Source organism: Corallococcus sp. AB011P (genome assembly GCF_003611605.1).
GTDB classification, from domain to species: Bacteria; Myxococcota; Myxococcia; order Myxococcales; family Myxococcaceae; genus Corallococcus; species Corallococcus coralloides.
On sequence record NZ_RAVX01000001.1, the window covers coordinates 1,042,925 to 1,064,405 of the forward strand.

Consider the following 21,481-nt stretch of genomic DNA (forward strand, 5'->3'; position numbering starts at 1 on the left):
GAGGGGTTTCCATGGTCCTGTCACTTCCCCAGCTCCGCGATGTCGCGGAGGCCCGCTTCACGTGTCTCACGGAGCGGGAGCTCGCCGAGCGCCGGCGAGAAGAGGGTGTTCGCGTCATCTCCCACCGGGGGCACTACTGGGAGCAGTCGGGGGCGCCCGGCTTCTTCCAGCCGGTGCACCTGCTGGCGCGGCTGACGCCGGAGGAGGCCTCGCCGCCCACGCCGCTGGCCTGGGGCTACCGCGCGGCGCTGACGCCGGAGACGGCGAACGTCGCCACCGGCAAGGTGCCCGTGGTGCGGCTGAAGGACCTGGACACCTATGACATGAGCCGGTTGAACTCGAACCGGCGCAACAAGCTGCGCAAGTGCCAGCGCACGGTGCGCATCGTCCAGCTCACGGGGCCGTCGCTGCTGCTGGAGCAGGGCTATCCCGTGGTGCGGGACGCGCTGACGCGCACGCAGCACAAGAAGATCCCCACGCTGGATGAGTACCTCAAGGGCCTGCGGCAGTACTTCACGTCCGACCACTGGTGCGTGCTGGCGGGGATGGTGGACGACAAGCTGGGCGGCTACCTGGACGGGTACATCGTGGACGGCGTCGCGTATGGCTTCAGCGCCTACTACGCGACGTGGGCGCTGCCGACGAACATCTCCACGGGCCTCATCTACGAGTTCGCGCAGGTCTGCCGCAGGCTGGGGGCCCGGACGCTGGTGGGCGGCCTGCATGCCCGCGAGGCGACCCAGCTCGAACAGTTCAAGGACGAGCTGGGCTTCGTCGTGGACCCGGTGCCCATCCAGTGGGGCATGAACCCGCTGGCGCGCGCCTTCATCCGCTGGCGCCGCCCGCACGCGTACTACCGGCTGACGGGGCAGTCCTGACGGGCTACGGCGTCATCACGACCTTGATGCAGCCGTCCTCCTTGTCGCGGAACTTCTTGTAGAGGGAGGGGGCGTCGGACAGCCGGGCGCGGTGGGTGATGAGGCGCGTCGGGTCGATGGCGCCTGCCTGGATCTTCTCCAGCAGCGGCCGGGTGTAGCGGTGCGTGTGCGTCTGGCCCGTCTTCATGGTCAGGCCCTTGTTGACGAAGGCGCCCATGGGGACCTTGTCCAGGAAGCCCACGTAGACGCCGGGCACGGAGAGGGTGCCGCCCTTGCGGCAGCAGTAGATGGCCTGGCGCAGCGCGTGCGGCCGGTCCGTGGCCAGCTTCACCGCCGCCTTCGCCTTGTCGATGACGGCGTCCAGGCTGCCGGTGCCGTGGGCCTCGGCGCCCACGGAGTCGATGCAGCGGTCCGGGCCGCGGCCGCGGGTCATCTCCTTGAGGGTTTCGTAGACGTCCTGCTTCGTGAAGTCGATGGTCTCCGCCTTGCCCCAGGACTTCGCGAGCGCCAGGCGCTCCGGCACGTGGTCGATGGCGATGACCCGGCCCGCGCCGAGCATCCACGCGCTCTGGATGGCGAACTGGCCCACGGGGCCGCAGCCCCACACGGCCACGGTGTCGCCCTTCTCCATCTCGCAGTTCTCCGCCGCCATGTAGCCGGTGGGGAAGATGTCGGTGAGGAAGAGGACCTGATCCTCGGTGAGGCCGTCCGGAATCTTGAGCGGGCCCACGTCCGCGTACGGTACGCGCACGTACTCCGCCTGACCGCCGGAGAAGCCGCCCAGCATGTGCGAGTAGCCGAAGAGGCCGGAGGGCGAATAGCCCATCACCTTCGCGGCCATCTCCGCGTTGCGGTTGGAGCGGTCACAGAGGGAGAAGAGGGTCTTCTGGCAGAAGAAGCACTCGCCGCACGCGATGTTGAAGGGGACGATGACCCGGTCGCCCTTCTTGAGCTTGGTGACGCCGGAGCCCGTCTCCATCACCTCGCCCATGAACTCGTGGCCCAGGACGTCACCGCTCTTCATGGTCGGCATGTAGCCGTCCAGCAGGTGCAGGTCGGAGCCGCAGATGGCGGTGCGGGTGACGCGGATGATGGCGTCGCGAGGGTCTTCAATCCTCGGGTCGGGGGCGGACTCGTAACGGACGTCGCCGTGGCCATGCCAGCAGATGGCTTTCATGGGGTGTGGCTCCTTGGAGGAAAAAGGCGTTGGAGCAAAGCTGGGGACTTGGAACGTGCACGGCCAACGTTCGCGGGCGCTTGCCGCCTGGCTGGCTGGCGCTCGGAAGGGCGGAATCGGCGTCCAGGGATGCAATGGGACCCCTGACCGATGCAAAGAGGAGGGGTGAGCTCCGCACCCGTCCTCGACCTCGGCCGTTACCTGGGCACGCCCCTCCAGCGCGTGGAGGTGGCAGGGCTCGTGCTCACGGAAAGCACGTACGCGCCGGGCGTCCGGTTGCCGTCCCACCTGCACCGGCACGCGGGCTTCCGGCTCACGCTGGAAGGGGGCTTCATGGATGTGGTGGAGGGCCGCGCGCGGGAGTGCGTGGCCCGCTCGGTCGCCTTCCATGCGCCCGGGCTGGAGCACGCGCAGCGCATCCGGGACGTGCGCACGCGCACCTTCAACATCGACTTCTCGGAGGCCTCCTGGAGGTCGCGGAGCGCGCTCGCCGGGCGGTTGGATCCACGGGCGGACCTGGCGTCGGCGCGGCTGGTGGCGCTGGCGGCTCGCGTGTACCAGGAGTTCCGGCGCGCGGACGACGTGGCGGCGCTGGCCATCGAAGGGCTGACGCTGGAGCTGCTGGCGGAGGCGGTGCGCGCGTCGGCGCCGGATGCGGGTGGCGCTCCGGCGTGGCTGGGGCGCGTCCGGGAGCTGCTGGACGCGGTGCGCGGACCGCCGCCCACGCTCGCGGCGTTGGCGCGGGAGGCGGGGGTGAGCCCGCGGCGGCTGGGGCGGGCCTTCCGTCAGGCCTGGCGGTGCAGCCCGGCGGAGTACCTGCGCCGGTCCCGGCTGGAGCGCGCGGGCCGGGCGCTGCGCGAGACGGAGCGGCCCCTGGGCGACATCGCGCTCGACGCGGGCTACTGCGACCAGAGCCACCTGACGCGCGAGTTCCGCCGCCGCCTGCACCTCACCCCGGCGGAGTACCGGCGGCTGGCGGGACGTGCATCCGGTTCCACGCGGTAGGTTTCGTCCAAGACGCAGATGGGCGGGCGGGCCTATCTCCCCGCCATGACCCTGGAATCGCATTCCTTCCGCCGCGCCGTGGCGCTCCTGTGCGCGGTGCTGATGTGGACCGCCTGCGCGGGTTCCCGGCCCGTCCCGGCGGCGCCTGAGCCGGCCGTGCGCCGCGTGGACTCCGGACGCACGCGGTGGGTGCTGCGGCCGTCGGAGGCGTACGACGCGCTGTGCCTGTTGAACCTGCTGCGCGGCGACGCGTTCTACACGCGCTTCCATCCGGCGGAGTTCCAGCGCTTCTCCGCGCGCTTGGGGACGCGGGAGCAGGCCGCGCTCGCGCACCTCACCGAGCGGATGGCGAAGCAGGGCGGCAAGATGGTGGGGCCGTTCCTGACGCTGGTCTTCTCCGTGACGGGGGCCACCACGGTGGAGGACCTGGCGGCGACGGTGGCGGACGATGCCGCGTGGAGCCGGATGCGCGCGGACTTCCTGGCCACGTCCTACGGGCGGGAGGGCGGCTTCGCGGAGATGGAGGACGTGCGAGGGGACCTGGGCGTCCTGCTGGCGTTCCTGGAGCGCGTGGAGTTCCCCCGCGTCTGGCGGGCGGAGTACCTGCCGCAGGTGGAGCAGGCCATCGCGGGACTGGCGGCGAAGGTGGCGCCGCACGACGTGGTGGGCTGGAACGAAGCGGTGCTGGGCAGGGAGCTCCAGGTGGCGGCGCTGAGCGCGCACGTCCTGAAGTTCGCGAAGCCGCACGGCATCCGGGTGACGGGGTGGAACTTCCTCACGGACGCGACGTATCCGGCGGACGTCACCGTGAAGACGGCGGTGCATGAGCTGCTGCACCCGCCGTTCACGCGCGAAGGCGCGCTGGACGCGAAGCTGTCCGCGCTGGAGGCGGACCCCTACTTCCAGCGGCTCGTGCGCGAGCATGACCCCGCGTTCGGCTACACCACGGCGCGCGGCCTGACGGAGGAGGACTGCGCGGAGGCCATCGACGTCTACGTCAGCGAGCGGGAGGGTCTGCTGCGCAACCGCGAGGGCCGGCCGCTCACGGGGGCGGAGTTCTTCCGCGACCACGACGACGGCCTGCACGTCCTGGCCTTCGTGCTCTACGAGGAGCTGAAGCGCGCGGGCCCTTCACGCGAGGGGACGTACGAGGCCTTCCTGCTGGGCCTGTTCGAGCGGGGCGTGCTCGAGCCCGGCGGGTTGGAGCGCCGCTTCCGCGCCTCCCCGGGGCACTACCCCGTGAAGGCGCTGGGCGAAGCGGCGGCTCCGTGACGGCTCGGAGCGGACGGGGGGAGGTAGCCGCGGCCATCGGGTGCGGCTGGAGATGAGTCCGCCATGTCACTAGCGGGCCCGAGGAGCGCGACACAAACCCGCCGACAAGCGCGTTTGCTTTCACGGCCCCAAGGGGAAATTGGCATCGAAGCGCTCCCGGGAATGTCAGACCGACCCGGTATGAATCTCCCTGCGCCGCGCCATTCCGGGCGTCGCCGAAAGGGTTTCCCTTACAATGAATATGTCATTGATTTCCCTCGGGCTTTTGGTCGGCATGACAGGGGTCGGCTGCGCGGGTCTCGACGAGGCCGAGGCGGTGGACTCCGCAGTGTCGACGGACGCGACCTCCCAGGTCACCCAGGGCCTGGTCACCCATGTCACCGGTACCAGCCCGGTCACCTTCGTCGCCACGTCGGGCAACGAGACGAAGCCATACGACCAATCCGCCACGTCGGTGGTGGCATACATGCGGGACTCATCGACCGGGGCGTTCACGGCCTATCCGGGCACGGGCTCCGCGGACGGCACCATCTCCGTGCCGAACGTCCCCTCCGGCCGCATCTACCTGAAGCTGGGCTCGCGCTACCTGGTGAGCACCGGCCGCGCGTTCGACCTGGGCTCCACGGAGTGGGGCCGCGATGGCGCCTTCGCCTCGCTGCCCACTCCCGTGACGGTGTCCGCCACCGGCCTGTCTCCCTGGCAGCCGGGGGACTACCTGGAAGTGTATTCGTTGAACGCGGGCGCGTTCGGCTACGTCAACACAGGCGTCACGGGGTTCCCCCTGACGGGCGCCACGTCGCTCTCCGGGATGAGCTTCAATTACGCCGACATGCTCAACCCGGTGCTGCTCGACAGCGGCCTCGGGGATGTGTTTTCGCTGGTACAGATGCGGTGGCAGACGAGCTCGAATGGAGTGCCCTACCGCGCGATGCACAAGGTGCTCGACGCGAGCATCACGCAGGTGGAGGGCCAGCCCGCCTCCGTCAGCGGAACCTTCACCCAGCCCACCGCGACAGGCACCTTCGCGGTGGACTGGAGACGCTCGGCCTTCGAAGCCATGCGCACCCAGGTGAACCCGGGCGCGGTCAGCACGTACAACGAGATCTGGATGTCCGCCCGGCCGGCCGCGCTGGGCACGGCGCTCGCGTCCATCAGCGGGCAGCCACTGCTCGTGAAGCTCAATCCTGATACGCAGCGGACCGACATCGTCACGGGGAGCATGACGTACAACAACGCGCTCCCGGCGACGTGGCAGAAGGTGGCGCTCGCCGCCGCGGGCTTCACGAAGAGCTACGCGCTGGGAACCGCGACGCCCTACACCATGGGCGTGGACATCCGCGTGGATCAGGAGGCAAGCGCATTCACCGCCGCGCCCGTGCAGCCCCTCGTCGGGCCGGTGCAGGCGCCCCTGGTGAACACGCGAGGCGCGTTCCAGAACCTCACGGGCGTGGGGACTGACGCCTCGCTGCGCTGGTCGAAGCCGCTGGTCGGCACGGCCACAAACTACGTGGTGAACATCTACCGGCTGGGCACGAGCAACGGCTCCACCACCGTGACGCGCGTGGCGACGCTGCACACGGATCTCCAGAGCGTGTACCTGCCCCCGGGCGTGCTGCAGGCGGGCCAGACGTACTTCGCTGAGATCCAGAGCTGGTACCAGCCCGGCTCGGACCTGGCGACGAGCCCGTTCAAGCGCTCGCTGCCTCGGGGCCGCGCCAGCGTGCTCACGGGCATGTTCAGCCCGTAGCCGCTGAAGTCCTGGGAGGGAAGGGAGCCCGCTCCCTTCCCTCCTCACGAGCCGCATCGCTTCAGCGAGGCTCGGACTCGACTTTCTCTTCGAGGTATCGCAGTTGGCCCGGGGCGGGCCAGAATGGCGGAAGTCGGGTCAGAAGCACTCGCGCGCGTCGGTGAAGGCCGGGCAGTAGGTGTCCTGGCCGTTGCACGACACGCCGCCGCACACCTTGGAGCTCAGGGGCTGCAGCGTGTAGGCGTTGAAGCCCGTGCAGCTGAGGACCGTGTTGTTGGCCTCGCAGTAGAAGGTCACGGTCGTCGGCGAGGGACAGTTCCTCCACTGGCCGTCGCACATCACCGCCTGGCCCTCCACGGCCTCGCAGTGGTTGCCCGAGCAGGACACCGTCGTCCCGCCAGGACACGACGCCGTGCAGACGGCCATGGCCGTGACCTCGGAGCCTTCCTGGGGCTGGAGCGCGTCCTCCGCCTCCATCGGGCCGCCACACGCCACCGTCTGCAGGCCCAGCACCGCCATCGCAACGAACAGGAGACGCTTCATCAGACTCCTCCGGGTTTAAATTGGAAAACCAAATATACCGGAAGAGTCGTTCGGTTCACCCCGGCATCACGGCGGGGTGTCCTGGGCGGTGGTCTTGTCCAGGCGCTCCTGGAGGGCCTTCCAGCCGCGGTTGCCCGCTTCACGCGCGTGGTCGAGTGTCTGGCCCGCGCCCTGGGCCACCTGCTCCGGGGAGAGCCGCGCCGTGCGCTGGCGCACCCGGTCCATCCAGACGAGCGGGGCGTAGAGTTGCCGTGCCCGCGCCGGGCCCAGCAGGACGGTGAGCACGTGCTCCAGGCCTCCGGCTCGCGCCAGCAGCGTGCGGCCCAGGAGCACCGTCGCGCGGGTCTGCTGGAACAGCGGCAGGCTGTCCCCGTGCTTGCGCAGGGACTCCGCGCTGTCGTGCACCTCGCGCCGCTCCGTTTCCTCCAGGTAGGGGCTGGCCGCGAGCTTGTCGAGCGACGCCGCCGCCTCTTCGTAGCGTCCGCGCCGCGTGTGGATGAAGGCCCAGCCCCACCACGTCAGCTCGTTCTCCACGCCCAGCGTCTGGAGCGAGCGCAGCCCCTGCTCGATGTCGTCCTCGGCGGCGCGCTCGCGCTTCAGGCCCATGCGGTTCCAGGCGCGCAGGAAGTGCCCGGCCGCGAGCACCGCCTCCCGCGACTGCGCGGGCGTGCCCTGCTGGATGGCGGGGAAGGCCTCCGGTGGCAGGCGCTCCGTCTCGGTGAGGAAGCCGGTCAGCTCCTCCTCGGCGGCGTAGTGGTAGCCCGCCTGGCAGAAGGAGACGCCCCGGCTCGCCTGCACCGCGGCGCGCAGGGGCGCGGGCCAGGAGGGGGTGGGCGTGGCGCGGGACAGCTCGTAGAAGACGAGCTCCGTGGCGGGGATGCGGTCGGACTTCTCCGCGGTGTCCAGCGCCAGCAGGACGGCGGCGAGGAAGGCGTGCTCCTGGCCCGCGTCGTAGCCCGACAGGGGCAGGGACTCGCCGCCGGCCCACCGGGTCCACAGCAGGGGGAACTCGTCCTCGTCGCGCGTCTGGAGCGTCTTGCGCGCCTTGTAGAGGGCAATGCCCAGGTCCAGGTAGATGCGGGCCGTCGCGCGCGTCACTTCGTCGTTGACCGGCTTGTCCGGCAGCATGCGCGTTTCGGCCACGGCCTTCCAGAGCAGGGCGATCTCCTCCGGGGCCCTGGGGTCGTCGCCCGCGCGCACGGAGAGCTTGAGGGCTCGGTAGGGCACGAGCGCGACGGAGTCACGGAGGCGTTGCTCGATCTCCGCGCGTTCCTGCGCGGCGCGCTCGGCGTCCGTCTTCTGACAGCCGCCGCACGCGGTGAGTCCCACGAGGAGGAGGGCTGCGATGCGGTGGTGCAGCCCCCGGTGGGCACGGGCGGAGTCCTTCATGGCCGCGCACGGTATCATCCGAGCAGCGCGGCGAAGAGGTCGCGCGGATCCAACCCGGGCGGCAGGCCGGAGACGCCGCCGTCATTCACCTCCACCACCGCCCAGCCGCCGTCCTCCAGCATCGCCACGTCCAGCGTGAAGAACGGGGAGGGGATGCGGCGGCCCAGCGGCTCGAAGGCGGTGAAGTCGGGCACCTCCACGTCGAACTCGTGGTACGGCTCCGCGGCCAGCAGCCGGCCTCCGCCGAAGAACAGCCGGAACTCCAGGTGCGCGGGGCCCGCGGGCGTGCGCCCGTAGACCTTGAGCGGCAGGTAGCGGCGCACCACGAAGCCGCGCTCGAAGCGGTCGCCGCGCTCGTCGAGCAGGTTCTGGCAGATGCGCTCGAAGTCCTCGCGAGTGGCATCCGCCGGCACGAAGCACGCCTCCGCCCAGCGCTCCTTCGCGGACTTCACGTGGTCCTTGAGGATGTACGGCGGAGGCCCCAGCTTCCGTGCCGCCCGCCACGCTTCCGCGGCGTCCGGTCCCTCCGTCCAGACCGAGCGCGCGGTGTAGCTGGCCAGCCGCGGGTACCAGCGGGGCAGGTAGTGCGCGGCGGCGTACTGCTCCGGCGTCGTCACCAGCCGGTGTCCCAGGGCTCGCACGGCCTCGTCGAGCTCTGTGTACTCCTCCTCCGTGAGCATCCAGCCCCGGTACAGCAGCCGGAGGTGGCCGCGCTCCGGCACGCCCGTGAGCGCCCTCGCCGCGTCGCCGGACAGCAGGGCGGAGAGGTCCGCCTGATACGTGTCCACGCCCAGCGCTTCGGCCGCGTCGGCCTCCACGTCGAACGGATCCGGCTGGTGCGGGTTGCGCCCGAAGAGGATCGCCTTCACGGCAGGGGAAGTGGGCATCCAGGTGGCCTTTCGTCAGGAGAGGGGCCCACGTGGACGCGAGCACACGCGGGGCCTGACACGGCCACGGCGGGCGCTGGAGGGCGCGGACGCGGGCGGCATGTCGGGACGAAAGGGGCCTTCCAGGGGGCGGACGCCCCTGCACGGTGATGTCTGACAGAACCGCATCCGGAAGGCTTGCTTCACCGGGCGGCGGGCCCATAAAGCGCCACTCCATGTCGAACCCTTCCGACCTCCTCCACGCGGAGCTGCGGCCCTACCTTCGCGGCTACCCGACGGCCTCCGTGTGCGCGGCGATGACGTGGCGGGGCGCGCTGCACGTCGAGGGACTCCGGGGCAAGGGGACGCCTCCGGCCACGGACGCCCTCTTCTCCCTGGGGGCGCTCACGGAGGTCTTCACGGCGGCGCTCTTGTCGGTGATGGCGGAGCGGGGGGACGTGCGGCTGGACGAGCCCCTCGGGAACCTGATTCCCACGTCGCTCCTGAACGACGAGGTCGCGCAGCGCATCACGCTGGAGCAACTGGCGACGCACACGTCCGGGCTGCCGCACCTGCCGCCGAACCTGGGCGCGGCGCCCGCGAATCCGGATGACCCGTTCGGACACTACTCCGCGAGCCTGTTCGGAGAGTTCCTGCGCAACTACCACCCCCGGCAGCCGCCGCCGCGCCCGTCGTCCGAGTCCTTCCTGGGCATGGGCGTGCTCGGCCACGCGCTCTCCCGGCGCATGGCGCTGAACTACGGGCACCTGATGCGGGATGTGCTCTGCAAGCCCATGGGGCTCGTGGACACCACGGCGCGCGTCACGGAGGAGCTGGCGCCGCGCCTGTTGCAGGGCCACACCGCGCGAGGCAAGCCCGTGCCGCCGTGGACCTTCCCGGCGCTCCCGGGGGGCGGCGCGATGCACTCCACGGTGGGGGACGTGATGCGCTTCCTGGAGACGAATCTGGGGCGGGGAGAGAAGTCCTTCACGAGGGCCCTGTACCGGATGCAGGCGCCCCGGGTGAAGGCCGGGTCCTTCCAGCGCGGCCTGGGATGGAACGTGTCCCAGGTGCGCGGCAAGGACGTGGTGTGGCGCTCGTCGGTGATGGGGGGCTACGTGGGCTTCATGGGGCTCAGCGTCGCGGCGGACGCGGCCGTGGTCCTCCTCGCGGACCACGGCTGGTCGTTGTTCTCCGCGCTGCGGGGGCGCGTGCCCCTGGAGGCGCCGGGGCTCGCGTTGATGTCGCGGTTCCTGCCGCCGTGAGGGGGCTTCAGGGAATGGTGAAGCGGTAGAGCTGGAAGCCGCCCGAGGACGCCATCTCGAAGTCGCGCACGTTGCGTGGGGCGCCGGTCTCGCTGCGCTGCGCGAGCTTGAAGTCGCCGGTGCCGTTGCTGGCCTGGAAGCGGAACTCGTACGGGCCCGGTTCGGTGGGCAACGGGGCCGCGGACATCTTGGTCACGGCCAGGTTGGCGAAGCCCGGCAGGGTTTCACCGTCCGGGCGGCGCACGGAGCCGATGGCGCGCAGGAAGGGCGAGCCGCCGGTCAGGATGAGGTACTGCGGATCCGCGGTGCGCGCGGGCTTCGCCGGGGCGGAGGGGGCAGGGGTGGGCTCCTCGGCGGGGCGAGCCGCGCCCTTGGTTCCGCGCTTCGACTTCGATGCAGGCTCCTCGCTGGGGGCAGGAGGGGCGGACGCCTCTTCAGGCGCTTCGGTGGGAGCAGCTTCGGCTTCGGCTTCGGAGGTCTTCCGCTTCGCGGCGCGGCCCGAGGCCTTGCGTGAGGGGGTTTCCTCGGCGGTCGTCGTCTCCGTGGCGGGAGTCGTTCCTTCCGCGGCGTCGGCGGCGCTTGTCTCCGCCTGGGGCGCGGGCGTGGTGGACTCCGGGGTGGTCTCCGAAGGGGAAGGCGCGGGGATTTCTTGCGGCGTGGCGGCGGGAGTTACTTCTGCCGGGGTCTTCTTCGCGGAAGAGCCCTTGGGCGCCTTCCCTGCGCGCTTCGAAGGGGCCTCGCTGACGTCCGTCTTCAGTTCGGTCGTCTCCGCACCCGCGGCGGTCGGCTCGGGAGCTTGGGGAGGCTGTTCGGAGGGCGTCGGCGCGGAAGCCTTCGGGCTCTCCTCGGTCGATGCAGGCTCCTGGGCAGCCTTTGACGCGGAGGCCTTTGAGCCCTTCTTGGTCGAAGCTGGCTCCGTAGCCACTTCGGAGGACTTCGATGCATCGGCCTTGGGGCCTTCCTCGGCCGAGGCGGGCTTCGTGACAGGCGTCTTCGAAGTCTGCTCCGCAGCCTTCGCAACGGCAGGCAGCTTCGACGGTTGTGCGCCCGGCTTCGCGGTAGGCGGCGGCGCGACGGACTTCGCCGCGGGCGCCTTCGGAGCCTGTGCGGACTTCGCGGCCGGCGTCTTCAGCGCCGTCGCACCGCCCGGCTTCACGGCGGAGGACTTCGGCGCATGAGTCGCGGACTTCGCGGCAGGCGCCTTCGTAGCCTGAGCACCCGACTTCGCCACGGAAGTCTTCGGAGCCTGTGCAGCCTTCGATGCGGAAGTCTTCGGAGCCTGTGCGGCCTTCGATGCGGAAGTCTTCGAAGCCTGAGCCGCCTTCACGGTGGGCTTCGCGACAGGCTTTGCCTTGGAGGCCGGTGCCTTCGCCGCCGCGCCCTTCACCGCCTTCGCGACCTGCTTCAGCTTCGAGGCCGCGGTCTTCAGTGCCTGCGCCACCGGCTTCGCGACCACGGCCTTCTTCGCCGGGGCAGGGGCCTTGCCCCCGGCGGGACGGCCCCCGGGCTTCGTGGCGGCCTTGCCAGCGGCACTGCGGGACTTGGACGAATCGGAGGAGGCGGAAGGTCGGGTCGGGCGGCGCTGGGCCATAAAGTCATCCTCGGAGGACCCGAGCGGTCGGCGCCGTCGGCCCTCGTCCCCCGATGGCTAGTGCACCCACCGCCGCACCGCAAGGCACACGTGGGGCGTGTGCACGCTTCCTGTCCTGTGGAGAGGTCAGGTTCCCTGCGGGAGGCGTACCCCCTCACGTCTGGAAGTCCTGGGATTTCCAAGGAGACCGGTCCGGCACAGGCATTGCTCAGGCGAGTGCTTCCAGGTGGCCGATGGCGTCAGCGAGGACGCTGCGGAAGTAGCTGTTTGCATCGCCGGCTCGGTCCCGGAGGCGAAGGAGCAGCGGCAGCAGCGAGGTGTCCTCCAACTTCTCCGCGGCTTCGACGGCCAGGACGACGACCTCGCTGCTCTCCAGCTCGCGGCGCAGCGGCTCCAGGACACGCGGGTCCTTGCGCAGCGCCAGTCCGACCAGGGCCTCGCCGCGAAGCTCCATGTCGGACTCAGTGAGCCGGTCGAACAACGCGTCCCGAAGCTCGGGCGTGTCCACTTCCTCTGCCTGGCTGCCCAGGCTGAAGGTCGCCCAGTTGCGGGCGTCCTCGTCGCTGTCTCGGGAGAGCTCAATCAAGGTCTGGATCGCGACCGGATCCCGGTGGGGCATCATCCCCATGACCACCCCCATCCGGACGTCCTCGTCCGGGTGGTCCTTCAGGGGCTGAAGGGCGGGAACCGCTCGGGCATCCCGGAGGTGCCCCAGGGCTACACCCATTGAACCCAGGACGTCGGCATCCTGCTCGGTCGCGAGCGCGGACAGGATTGCATCCGCGCACTTCGTCATGAGTGCGTCGCTGCGTTTCCGCCCGCCCAGTTGCGCGAGGATGTCCGTGCCGCGTCCACGCTCGCGTGAAGAAGCGGAGTGCAGCAACCTGACGGCGGCCTCGAACACCTCGTCGCCGCCCCGGTCGTGCAACTCGCGGATGGCCTCCCAGGCCGTTTCATCCTCCTCGTCGCCCTGCAACGCGAGGGCAATCAACTCCTGGATGGAGTGGTCTTTCATGGCGCGCGCCCTCCCAGGCAATCAATGGCGAAGTCGATGGCGTCTTCGAAGACATCGTCCATCGGGCGGGTGGCTTCTCGGACCGCGAGGAGCAGCGGCAGGAACGAGGCGTCCTCCAGGTACCTCGCGGCCTCGATGGCGGTGGATGTGGTGGGCTGCCGCTCCAACTCGCGGCGGAGGGGCTCCCGCACACGAGGGTCCTTCCTCCGGGCCAGCCCGACCAAGGCGTCCGTCCGGATGTCGGTGACTTCATCCGAGAGCCGGTCCAAGAACGCCTCCCGCAGCTCTGGAGAATCCACCGCGTCCTCGTCCTTGAGGGAGAGGGCGGAGATTGCCTCCTCGCGCACGGACGCGTCCGTGTCCCGGGAGAGTTCGAGCAAGGTCTGGAGGGCCACGGGGTCCTGGTGCTGCGACAGACCCGAGGCGACTCCCAGCCGGACCCGGGAATCCGGGTGGTCCTTCAACGCCCGCAGCACGGGCACCGCCCGGGCGTCGGCGAGGTAGCCCAGGGTGTGGCCCATCGCCCGGAGGACGCTGGCATCCGGCTCGGTGGGGATCGCGGCCAGGAGGACATCCGCGGACCGCGCCCCGCGTTCAAGGCGTGCCTCCTCGTCGTAGCCGGTCGCCTGGACGAGGAGATCCGCACCCAGGGCTCGCTCCCGCGCGGAGGGAGACCGCAGCAGTTGCACGGCGGCCTCGAAGACCTCCTCTCGGTCCCGCTTTCGCAGCGCCTCGTACGCGGCCCAGCCTCGTACGCGGCCCAGGTCCTGTCCTCCTTCAGCTGGAGGAGGGCCAGCTCCTGCGTGGAGATGGCGTCGTAAGGATCGGGAGTGGCCATGGGGAAAGGATAGCGCGAGGCGCGCTCCCCAACCCCTACGCGGAGAGCCTCTGCCTCGTGCTCGCGTCGAGCGGAAGGGTGATGGTGAAGCAGGTCCCCTCCTCGGCGCTGCTCGTCACGGTGGCCTTGCCGCCGTGCGCTTCGGCCAGGCCCCGCACCAGCGGCAGCCCCAGTCCCCAGCCCTTCTCCGCGCTCTCCGTCGCGGACTGGGTGCGATGGAACGGCTCGAAGATGGTCTGCTGATCCTCCGCGGCGATGGGCGTGCCCTGGTTGCGCACCTGGAGCCTCACCTGGCTTTCATGCCGCTCCAGCCGGACTTCAATCGGGGTGCCCGGCGCGCCGTACTTCGCCGCGTTGGAGGCCAGGTTCTCCACGATGCGGCGCAGCCCGAGCGGATCCGCCCGCATCGTGAACAGGCCTTCCGCCTTCAGCACGAAGCGCTCCGGGTAGACCGCCGAGAGCTCGTCCAGCGTCTGGGCCGCGACCGCGTGGAGGTCGCAATCCTTCACCTCCAGCGCCACCAGCTTGCCGGCCTTGATGCGGCTGGCGTCCAGCAGGTTCTGGATCATCCGCTCCGCGCGGTCCAGGCTCGCCGACACCCGGGCCACGGAGGACTGGACGCTCGGCAGGTCCGCGTGGCGCCTGCCCATCAGCTGCACGCTCAGCTTCGACGCCGTCAGGGGCGTGCGCAGGTCGTGCGTGAGCGCCGCGACGAACGTGTCCCGCATCCGCTGCTCGGCCTTCAGCTTGCGGATCTGATCGCGGAGGTTGATCTCCGTCATGATGGAGGCCGTCATCTCCTTCATGATCAGGTGGTCCTGCGCGGTCCACTCACGCACCGTGGGCTGGATGCAGCAGAAGGTCCCCAGCACGTGCCCGTCCGGATTGATCAACGGCAGCACGATGAGGGCGACGATGCCCCAGGGTCCGGTGGACGGATGGAACTTCAGGAACGGATCCGCGGGCGCGTTCGAGGAGATGATGGGCTCCCCCTCGAGCGTGTAGCGGCACAGCGACGCGTCGATGGGCAGCGTCCGCGTCTCCCGGAAGGGCGAGGGCAGGCCGAAGTCCGCCTTGAAGAACTGCCGGTTCGAGTCCACCAGCGACATGATGGTCAGCGGGACGTTGAGCAGCTGCGCCGCCAGCCGGGCGAGGCGGTCAAAGGCCTCCTCCTGGGGCGTGTCCATCAACCCGGTGTCCCGGATGGCCTGCAGCCGGTTCGGATCCGCGAGGCGACGGTTGCACCGCTGGGTCCGCGCGAGAGAGGCCTCGTCCAACTCACCTAGAAACTTCATGAGGACGGACATTAGAACCTTGGGACAATGGCTGGACACCTTGAGCCCAGGGGCGAGCTCCTCCGTTCGCTGACCAACCTTCCAGAACCGCTCGGGGAATTCTTTCAGGGTCTTTGACCCGCTTCCGCGGGGTCTGCCCTCCCTGTGTCCCGGACCCATTTCCGGGAGGCTTTTCCCCCAATGCATCCCCCTCGTTCGTCGTCCCGCGCGGCCCTCGCCGTGCTTCTGCTGATTCTTCCCACCCTGGCCCTGGCCGCGGACCGGGGCGCCTGGGCCCCAGGCGTCGCGTACGCCGTGGGCGACATCGCGTCCTATGGAGGGAAGGGCTACGACTGCCGGCAGTCGCACACGTCCCTGGTGGGCTGGGAGCCGCCCAACGTGCTCGCCCTGTGGCTGGAGCGCACCGGCAATCCTCCCACCGACACGCAGGCCCCCACCGCGCCCTCCGGCGTCGGTTCACCCTCCAAGACGTATGACAGCGTGTCGCTGACCTGGAGCGCGTCCACCGACAACGTGGGCGTCACCGGCTACGAGGTCTTCGTCAACAACGGCGCCTCCGCGTCCGTCACCTCCACCACGACGAGCGCCACCGTCACCGGGCTCGCCGCCAACACCTCTCCAGCATGCAGGGGCTCATCAACACGTATGGCTTTGACGGCCTGGACCTGGACCTGGAGGGCGCGTCGCTGTCGCTCAACGGCGGGGACACCGACTTCCGCAACCCCACCACGCCCCGCATCCAGCACCTCATCGCCGGCACGCGCCAGTTGCTCAACGACAACGGCGCGGGCTTCCTGCTCACCATGGCGCCGGAGACCGCCTACGTGCAGGGCGGCTACGCGGCGTATGGCGGCCCGTGGGGCGCCTACCTCCCCGTCATCTACGCGCTGCGCGACCGGCTGACGTACCTGCACGTGCAGCACTACAACACCGGCACCGTGATGGGGCTGGACGGCCGCGCGTATGCGCAGTCCACGCCGGACTTCCACGTGGCCATGGCGGAGATGCTGCTCCAGGGCTTCCCCGTGGGCGGCAACGCGAGCGCCGTCTTCCCCGCGCTCCGGCCGGAGCAGGTCATCATCGGTTTGCCGTCCTCGCCGCAGGCCGCGGGCGGTGGCTACACCACGCCCGCCAACGTGCAGAAGGCGCTGGACTACCTGATGAAGGGCCAGTCCTTCGGCGGCACCTACGTGCTGCGCCAGTCCGGCGGCTACCCAGGCTTCAAGGGGCTGATGACCTGGTCCATCAACTGGGACGCGTTCACGAACTTCGAGTTCTCCAGCAGCCACCGCGCCTACCTGGACACCTACCGGTAGACCCGTGAGGCTTTTGCCTCCACCCGTGAAACGCGGCGGGACGGGTGGAGTGCAAGGCATTGCCTTCCAATGGGGCCGGGAGGTCGTGGGAGTGTTCCCGGGGCCTCCGGGCTGCCCGCCCCAGGGGGAGCCGCCAGGGGATGATGCCCGGAGAACGCGATGCGCCGAGTCCTCACGCATGCGATCCCGCCGACATCGACTCACTCGTCTGGCTTGCCGAGCGCTACAGTCGGGAGCCCATGGAACGGACGGAGCGCAGCGATGCCGGTGGTAGCGCCATGGCTGGAGGTCAGCGCTTCCAGGCCCGGGTGGCTGCCTGGTGGATGACGCGGATCCTCCTGGGCACGCGCCTGGGCGCCCGGTTCGGGCTGGTGGGGGCTTGTGTCGCGGAGCGGCTTGCCGGGGAGAGTGGAGACGCAATCGACGACATCCGGGTCGAGCTGTCTGGCGGCGCACGTCTCTATGGGCAGTGCAAGCGGTCGCTCAAGGTGGGAGTGTCCGAAGACAGTGAGTGGGGCTCCGTCCTGCTGCAGTTCGCACGGCAGTCCCAGGCGGACGCAGGGGAGACGGGGGAGCGCCGCTATGTCCTCTTCTACGAGGAGCACAATGGAACGCTCACTCGCCTCGTCCAGCTCCTAGACCGCTACCGCTCCCTGGCGGACGGAGAGGCCCTGGTGGCGGCCGCGACCAACGCCCGGGAGCACGAGCTGGCCGAAAACATCACCTCGATCCTGGATCGGCTTGCCGGGAAGTACTCACTCGCGGCGCTGGGCACTCTACGACAGCACCTGCTTCGACAGGTGTGTGTGGCACAGCTCCGGCTGGCGGAAGGAGAAGCAGACTTCCTGAGCGCTCAAGATGCCCTCCAGTACGGGCTCCTCTCAGAGTCATGGCAAGCGCCCACGGCCATGGCGCTCCTTCACCGCTGCGCGGATGATCTCCTGGCGGAACGGCGTTTCCATGACCGCAGCTCACTCCGCAAGGTATTGGCCGAGAAGGTCTCACTTCGGGAGGGGAGTGATTACTGGCGGGACTTTGATCGCCTGGACAAGTTCTCACAGGATGAGCTCGCCGCGCATGAGCAGGAGGGACGCTCCCGCCTCCAACTGGGGAGGACCTTCTCGCTCGAGCGGCCCGCGCTCCGCGCCTTGCTGGACGCACCGGAAGCCTCGTTCGTGGTGGTCGGGGACGCGGGTACGGGCAAGACCGGCTGTCTCCTCCAATTGGCTCGTCAGCTGCGCAAGCGCGAGCAGCGTGTCTGGTACTGGGCCGCGGACTCCCTGATGGGGCCCACTCCCATGCGCATGGGCGCCACGCTCATGCTTCAGCACTCCTGGAGTGGTCTCTTCAGCGAGGCGCGGGCCACCGGGGGCATCACCCTCATCGTCGATGGGCTGGATGGCGTCCGTGATGCCAGTGCCCAGAACGCCTACCAGAAGCTGCTGAAACAGGCCCGCGGCGCGGGAGTGCGCGTGGTCGTCTCCATCCGCCGGGTGGATGCCCAGTACGCGAGCTGGCTCAAGCAGTGCTTCGCCCGGGAGCCAGAGTGGCTGGACTCCGAGGAGGGCGTTCCCGACGCATCGGCTGTGCTGGGGCCTCGGGTGAACGCGCTCCTCATCGATGTGCTCAGCGAGCAAGAGTTACAGCAGGTCCTGACGGCCTTCCCGGTGCTGGGACGCGTGTTGACTCATGCTCCCGCGCTGAGGTCCGTCATCCGGAACCTCTTCAGCCTGGATCTGCTCTGCCAGATGCTCGATGAGGGGCAGGAGCCCACGGCGCTCTCTGGGATTTCGACACAGGCGGAGCTGTTCGAGCGTTACTGGGAGCGGCGCATCCTGGATCACCCCCAGCACGCCGAACTCGAAGCCGGGCTCACGGCGTTGGTGGATCAGATGGTCCATGAGCGCACACTGCAGATACCTCCGCGAGCGCTACCGACACCCGTGCTCGATGTCCTCTTGAGTACCGGGCTCATCCGCCATCCGCCGCTCATTCCCGGACGGCTCCCCGAGGTGGAGCGTGTCGAGTTCTCGCACCACCTCTTCTTCGACTATGCCGCCGAGCGGCTTTTCGTGCGCCGCCGTCGCAAGCGGCTGACCGCCGAGCTGGTCTCGGATGAGGCCTGGCCGCTCATGCTGCGCCCCAGCCTGGTGTTGTTCCTGCGGTACACCTGGGTGAGGGGGCGGCTCGACTTCTGGGATCTGCTGCTCGAGCTCGAGCGCGCCAGGGTCTCGGGACTGCACCGGCTTTCGGCCTACGTGGTCATCGCGGAGGAGGCGAAGACCGAGGCAGAACTCGACCCGCTCATGCGGGGCGCCTTGGGCCCGGGCCGTGACGAGGAGGATTGGGCGCGTGCGCTCAAGGGAGTGGCCATCGGGGCTGCCTTCGTCATGTTGCCTCGCCGCTTCCCGCAGGGAGAAGGCGCATGGTGGCTCCGCCTGGCACAGCAGTTGGTGCGCGCGTCGGGACCGGAGCTCTTGGAGGCCTGCCAGTTGCTCCTGGCCACCGCGGACGCGCACCTCGAGAGCCTGGGAGACGAGGCACGTGGGCTCATGAACGCTGCCGCGATCCTCCTGGCGGACGAGCGGAGCCGTCAGGACCCCTGGGGCGAAGCTCCGCGTCCAATGCTCGGATGGATCTGCCGGACGTTCTCCTCAGCCCCGGAGCGTTCCCGTGACTTCATCCGTGAGCTCCTCGTTGAAGAGGGACTGGAGACCCGGCCTGCCATTGCGTTGAGCGAGCTCGCGAACCACCTCGGTGACATCGCGCGCGGAGACGCACGCCTGGCGCGCTGGCTCTATGAGGTGGCGTTCGGGTGCTGGGAGGCGCGGACGCTCTCCGGGGCGGAGGCGCTTACGAAACAGGTCGCGCCATGGGGCGCCAGTGGAGAGGGCGCCAGGTTCCAGCTCAACCGAGACTTTCCTTCTTTCTTCAGAGTCTCTCCCGAAGAGGCGACCCGGGCCGTGCTTCACGTGGCACGTCGATTCTCGAAGAGGCACGACCGCGGTTCGCACAGTCAGCCTTTCGAGACGCTCAAGCTGGCGGGCCAGGAGCGGCGGATGGTGGAAGATGGCTACTGGCGCTGGTGCTGGACCTCCATCAATCTCAACACGGAGAACCCGAACGAACTCCTTGAGAGCTGGCGGGATCAGCTCGTAGCGCTGGCGAAAGGTGCAAACGGACAAGAGGTATTCACCCGGGTCTGGTCGGTCCTCCTCCATGAGAACGACCAGGCGAGTCTCTGGTGTCAGGTTCTCGCTGCCATGAGAGAGGCTCCTGAGTTCCTGGGGAGGAGGTGCCTGGAGTTGCTCCTGGCTCCCGCAGTCCTCGTGGGGCGAGGCACTCATCGGTTCGCCCGGAGGGCCCTGGAGACTGTCAGCTACGAGCTGGCGCCGGAAGACCTCCATCGCATTGAGGCCGTGATTCTTGGAATCCGAGGCGAAGTGGGCAGGGGCGCACGGACCCGGCTCCGTCAAATCAAACGAGCCAGGGCGACTCTCCTTCGGAGAATTCCCCAGGAGCATCTGGGAGAGCAGGCGCTGCGCCTGAGCAAAGGCTTGGGTTCGAGGAACGCGGACGTCGATGAGGACGTTCCTGTTCCCACCATCCTTCCGATTCCCGAGACCATGAAGGACCTGCTCGCGAACAGGCACGTCGACATAGACCGTCCCGGGCACGGACCCCTCATCGAGGTGGGTGACGCGCTTCGTGAGATCCTCGCCTTCGAGAACCCTGGCGCGGAGGTGGCAGAAGTCTTTCGTGTCGTCCGAGAGGCGGAAGCCCGTATGGCGGCGGCTCCATCTTCCGTGGAACCCGTGCTGGTTGACGTCGTCCGACGATATGTCCTTCATGCCCTGTCGGAGCTGGCGCATGCCAGGGTCGTCCTGGATGACCTGCAGATGGCGGAGATGACTGCCCGCTTCGAGGAGGCACTGGATTCGCCCTCTGATCCCAACGCCAAGGGGCTTTACGCGTTTGGCGCGGAGCCCGGAGATGCTCAGTCCAGCGCGGCCCGGGGCCTCATTGGCCTGGCGCTACGCGCGGGGAGCCTGTCCCCTCATGCAGAAGCATTGCGTCGCGTGGCTCGGAGCCCTCGCGGGAAGGTACGCCAGATGCTGGGGTCGTATCTCTGGCGCCTGTTGGAGCCCTTTCCATCCCTCGTCTTCGAGTCGCTCGAGGAGTGGGTGGAGGAGGTAGGCCTTCGGAGGGATGGCACGGAGCTGCTCTATCGACTCCTCATAGACACCTGGCAACTGCACCTCCGCGGTCGGGATGCGACCCGTGCGGACGCGCTGTTGAAGGCACTTCTCTACAAAGCACGTCTACGTCGTGAGGAAGAGCGGGATACTCACTTCGATCTTCGGAAGACAGCGGGAGCAGCACTCGGCATGCTTCACTGTGTTCTTGCGCCGGCCTGGGTGGAAGAGGAGCTCTCCCGCCTTCTGGAGGGGCCTCGGGATGGAGCCGTGGAGCTCCAGTACGTGTTGTGGCAGACCACTCGGGTGGTCCTCCCGGAAGGACTCCCGCGAAAGCGCCCGGAGTTGGTTCGAAGACCTGAAATCGTGGAGCGCGCCCAGGCCCTCCTCCTTGGTGTCCTCAAGAGCTGCCTGGGTGAGTTGAGGGCTGATTCCCCTGAATGGCAGCCGCCCCGCGTCCTCACGACCTCCTGGGGGGCCGACTTGTGGCGTGAACGCCTTGAGGAGTGCTTCCAGGGAGTCGCGGGCAAGTTCTGCCGGGCTTCCATGCGATGGTTGCGCACCCAGGATCCAGACCTCGCAGCGAGGTTGCGCCTCGTGCCTCTGGACGAAGATGAGGAGAAGGGCGACCCGCTCTACGAGGATCTCTCGGTTGGAGGGGCGGAGGCTCCGATGGCGGGCTTCGCGTCCCAGGCGGAGGCCATGCGTGCCTGGTGGAGGCGCGTCGAGCCGATTTTGGAATTGCTCCTGGAGCGGCTCTCGCCGTTCACGGCTCGCGCACTCGTCAAGGGGCTCTCGTTCTGCGCTCACCTGGACGCACCTCGCACGCTCCACTGGTTGAGGCGTTACGTCGAGGGGGCCATGAGCCGAGGCCAGCTGAGTGACCGGGAAGCGGCGGACCTCGCGGTCGAGTTGCTCGCCCGTGTCTTCGCGGATGACGACGGCGCCCTCGCGGTGCGTACGGACTTCCGAGCCGACTACCTCCGGGCGTTGGATGCGTACCTCAGCATGGGATGGCCGAAGGCTGTCGAGATCGCGCTCCAGGTCGAGACCCTGTTCCGCCCGGCGTCAGCCTGACCGCCGGGCAG

General features: G+C 69.1%; 14 protein-coding genes and 1 pseudogene. 7 read left to right on the plus strand and 8 right to left on the minus strand.

The features are described from left to right. Positions 1-11: 11 nt before the first annotated feature. Positions 12-878: a hypothetical protein gene (locus D7X30_RS04530; RefSeq protein WP_120561549.1), complete on the plus strand. Its 867-nt coding sequence runs from the start codon at positions 12-14 to the stop codon at positions 876-878. Between the two features lie 4 nt (positions 879-882). Here D7X30_RS04530 and D7X30_RS04535 read toward each other — a convergent pair whose 3' ends face one another. Then, complete coding sequence (locus D7X30_RS04535; RefSeq protein ID WP_120561550.1) at positions 883-2,055, minus strand: zinc-dependent alcohol dehydrogenase; 1,173 nt, start codon at positions 2,053-2,055, stop codon at positions 883-885. Between the two features lie 165 nt (positions 2,056-2,220). Here D7X30_RS04535 and D7X30_RS04540 point away from each other — a divergent pair, with 165 nt between their 5' ends. From D7X30_RS04540 to D7X30_RS04550, 3 genes are all read left to right on the plus strand, one after another. Continuing rightward, entirely contained in the window at positions 2,221-3,060 is an 840-nt protein-coding gene (locus D7X30_RS04540) for a helix-turn-helix domain-containing protein (RefSeq protein WP_233591375.1), read from the plus strand. Between the two features lie 45 nt (positions 3,061-3,105). Next, positions 3,106-4,332, plus strand: coding sequence for a hypothetical protein (locus tag D7X30_RS04545; protein ID WP_120561552.1), 1,227 nt, complete (start codon positions 3,106-3,108; stop codon positions 4,330-4,332). 235 nt (positions 4,333-4,567) lie between these two features. Next, positions 4,568-6,079: an ABC transporter substrate-binding protein gene (locus D7X30_RS04550; protein ID WP_120561553.1), complete on the plus strand. Its 1,512-nt coding sequence runs from the start codon at positions 4,568-4,570 to the stop codon at positions 6,077-6,079. 138 nt (positions 6,080-6,217) lie between these two features. Here D7X30_RS04550 and D7X30_RS04555 read toward each other — a convergent pair whose 3' ends face one another. The 3 genes from D7X30_RS04555 to D7X30_RS04565 all read right to left on the minus strand — a co-directional run bounded on the left by D7X30_RS04555 (position 6,218) and on the right by D7X30_RS04565 (position 8,898). Then, on the minus strand, positions 6,218-6,622 hold the full coding sequence (locus tag D7X30_RS04555) for a hypothetical protein (RefSeq protein WP_120561554.1): 405 nt from the start codon (positions 6,620-6,622) through the stop codon (positions 6,218-6,220). Between the two features lie 66 nt (positions 6,623-6,688). Further along, positions 6,689-8,011 (minus strand): hypothetical protein, encoded by a 1,323-nt coding sequence (locus D7X30_RS04560; protein WP_199724162.1) that lies wholly within the window; start codon positions 8,009-8,011, stop codon positions 6,689-6,691. A 14-nt stretch (positions 8,012-8,025) separates the two neighbouring features. Next, on the minus strand, positions 8,026-8,898 hold the full coding sequence (locus D7X30_RS04565) for an ATP-grasp domain-containing protein (protein WP_120561555.1): 873 nt from the start codon (positions 8,896-8,898) through the stop codon (positions 8,026-8,028). 215 nt (positions 8,899-9,113) lie between these two features. Here D7X30_RS04565 and D7X30_RS04570 point away from each other — a divergent pair, with 215 nt between their 5' ends. Next, positions 9,114-10,142 carry a serine hydrolase gene (locus D7X30_RS04570; protein ID WP_120561556.1) on the plus strand — a complete coding sequence of 343 codons (1,029 nt, stop codon included), beginning with the start codon at positions 9,114-9,116 and terminating at the stop codon, positions 10,140-10,142. A gap of 7 nt (positions 10,143-10,149) precedes the next feature. On the opposite strand, the gene D7X30_RS04575 is transcribed toward D7X30_RS04570, so the two are convergent. The 4 genes from D7X30_RS04575 to D7X30_RS04590 form a co-directional block, all read right to left on the minus strand. Beyond that, complete coding sequence (locus tag D7X30_RS04575) at positions 10,150-11,733, minus strand: hypothetical protein (RefSeq protein WP_120561557.1); 1,584 nt, start codon at positions 11,731-11,733, stop codon at positions 10,150-10,152. 208 nt (positions 11,734-11,941) lie between these two features. Beyond that, entirely contained in the window at positions 11,942-12,748 is an 807-nt protein-coding gene (locus tag D7X30_RS04580; protein ID WP_120561558.1) for a HEAT repeat domain-containing protein, read from the minus strand. Further along, positions 12,745-13,437: a HEAT repeat domain-containing protein gene (locus D7X30_RS04585; protein WP_158619203.1), complete on the minus strand. Its 693-nt coding sequence runs from the start codon at positions 13,435-13,437 to the stop codon at positions 12,745-12,747. Before D7X30_RS04585 ends, D7X30_RS04580 begins: the two co-directional genes overlap by 4 nt. A gap of 184 nt (positions 13,438-13,621) precedes the next feature. Continuing rightward, positions 13,622-14,881 (minus strand): GAF domain-containing sensor histidine kinase, encoded by a 1,260-nt coding sequence (locus tag D7X30_RS04590; protein ID WP_233591376.1) that lies wholly within the window; start codon positions 14,879-14,881, stop codon positions 13,622-13,624. A 180-nt stretch (positions 14,882-15,061) separates the two neighbouring features. On the opposite strand from D7X30_RS04590, the pseudogene D7X30_RS04595 reads away from it, so the two are divergent. After that, positions 15,062-16,197 (plus strand): annotated as a pseudogene (locus tag D7X30_RS04595) (carbohydrate-binding protein). Positions 16,198-16,520: 323 nt separating this feature from the next. Beyond that, complete coding sequence (locus D7X30_RS04600; RefSeq protein WP_147443106.1) at positions 16,521-21,470, plus strand: hypothetical protein; 4,950 nt, start codon at positions 16,521-16,523, stop codon at positions 21,468-21,470. Positions 21,471-21,481 lie beyond the last annotated feature (11 nt).

Bases quoted from the DNA above. Each gene is read 5' to 3' on its own strand.
- D7X30_RS04560 (WP_199724162.1), bottom strand. From the start codon at position 8,011: ATGAAGGACTCCGCCCGTGCCCACCGGGGGCTGCACCACCGCATCGCA.
- D7X30_RS04570 (WP_120561556.1), top strand. From the start codon at position 9,114: ATGTCGAACCCTTCCGACCTCCTCCACGCGGAGCTGCGGCCCTACCTT.
- D7X30_RS04565 (WP_120561555.1), bottom strand. From the start codon at position 8,898: ATGCCCACTTCCCCTGCCGTGAAGGCGATCCTCTTCGGGCGCAACCCG.
- D7X30_RS04535 (WP_120561550.1), bottom strand. From the start codon at position 2,055: ATGAAAGCCATCTGCTGGCATGGCCACGGCGACGTCCGTTACGAGTCC.
- D7X30_RS04575 (WP_120561557.1), bottom strand. From the start codon at position 11,733: ATGGCCCAGCGCCGCCCGACCCGACCTTCCGCCTCCTCCGATTCGTCC.
- D7X30_RS04590 (WP_233591376.1), bottom strand. From the start codon at position 14,881: ATGAAGTTTCTAGGTGAGTTGGACGAGGCCTCTCTCGCGCGGACCCAG.
- D7X30_RS04545 (WP_120561552.1), top strand. From the start codon at position 3,106: ATGACCCTGGAATCGCATTCCTTCCGCCGCGCCGTGGCGCTCCTGTGC.
- D7X30_RS04580 (WP_120561558.1), bottom strand. From the start codon at position 12,748: ATGAAAGACCACTCCATCCAGGAGTTGATTGCCCTCGCGTTGCAGGGC.
- D7X30_RS04550 (WP_120561553.1), top strand. From the start codon at position 4,568: ATGAATATGTCATTGATTTCCCTCGGGCTTTTGGTCGGCATGACAGGG.
- D7X30_RS04555 (WP_120561554.1), bottom strand. From the start codon at position 6,622: ATGAAGCGTCTCCTGTTCGTTGCGATGGCGGTGCTGGGCCTGCAGACG.
- D7X30_RS04600 (WP_147443106.1), top strand. From the start codon at position 16,521: ATGACGCGGATCCTCCTGGGCACGCGCCTGGGCGCCCGGTTCGGGCTG.
- D7X30_RS04530 (WP_120561549.1), top strand. From the start codon at position 12: ATGGTCCTGTCACTTCCCCAGCTCCGCGATGTCGCGGAGGCCCGCTTC.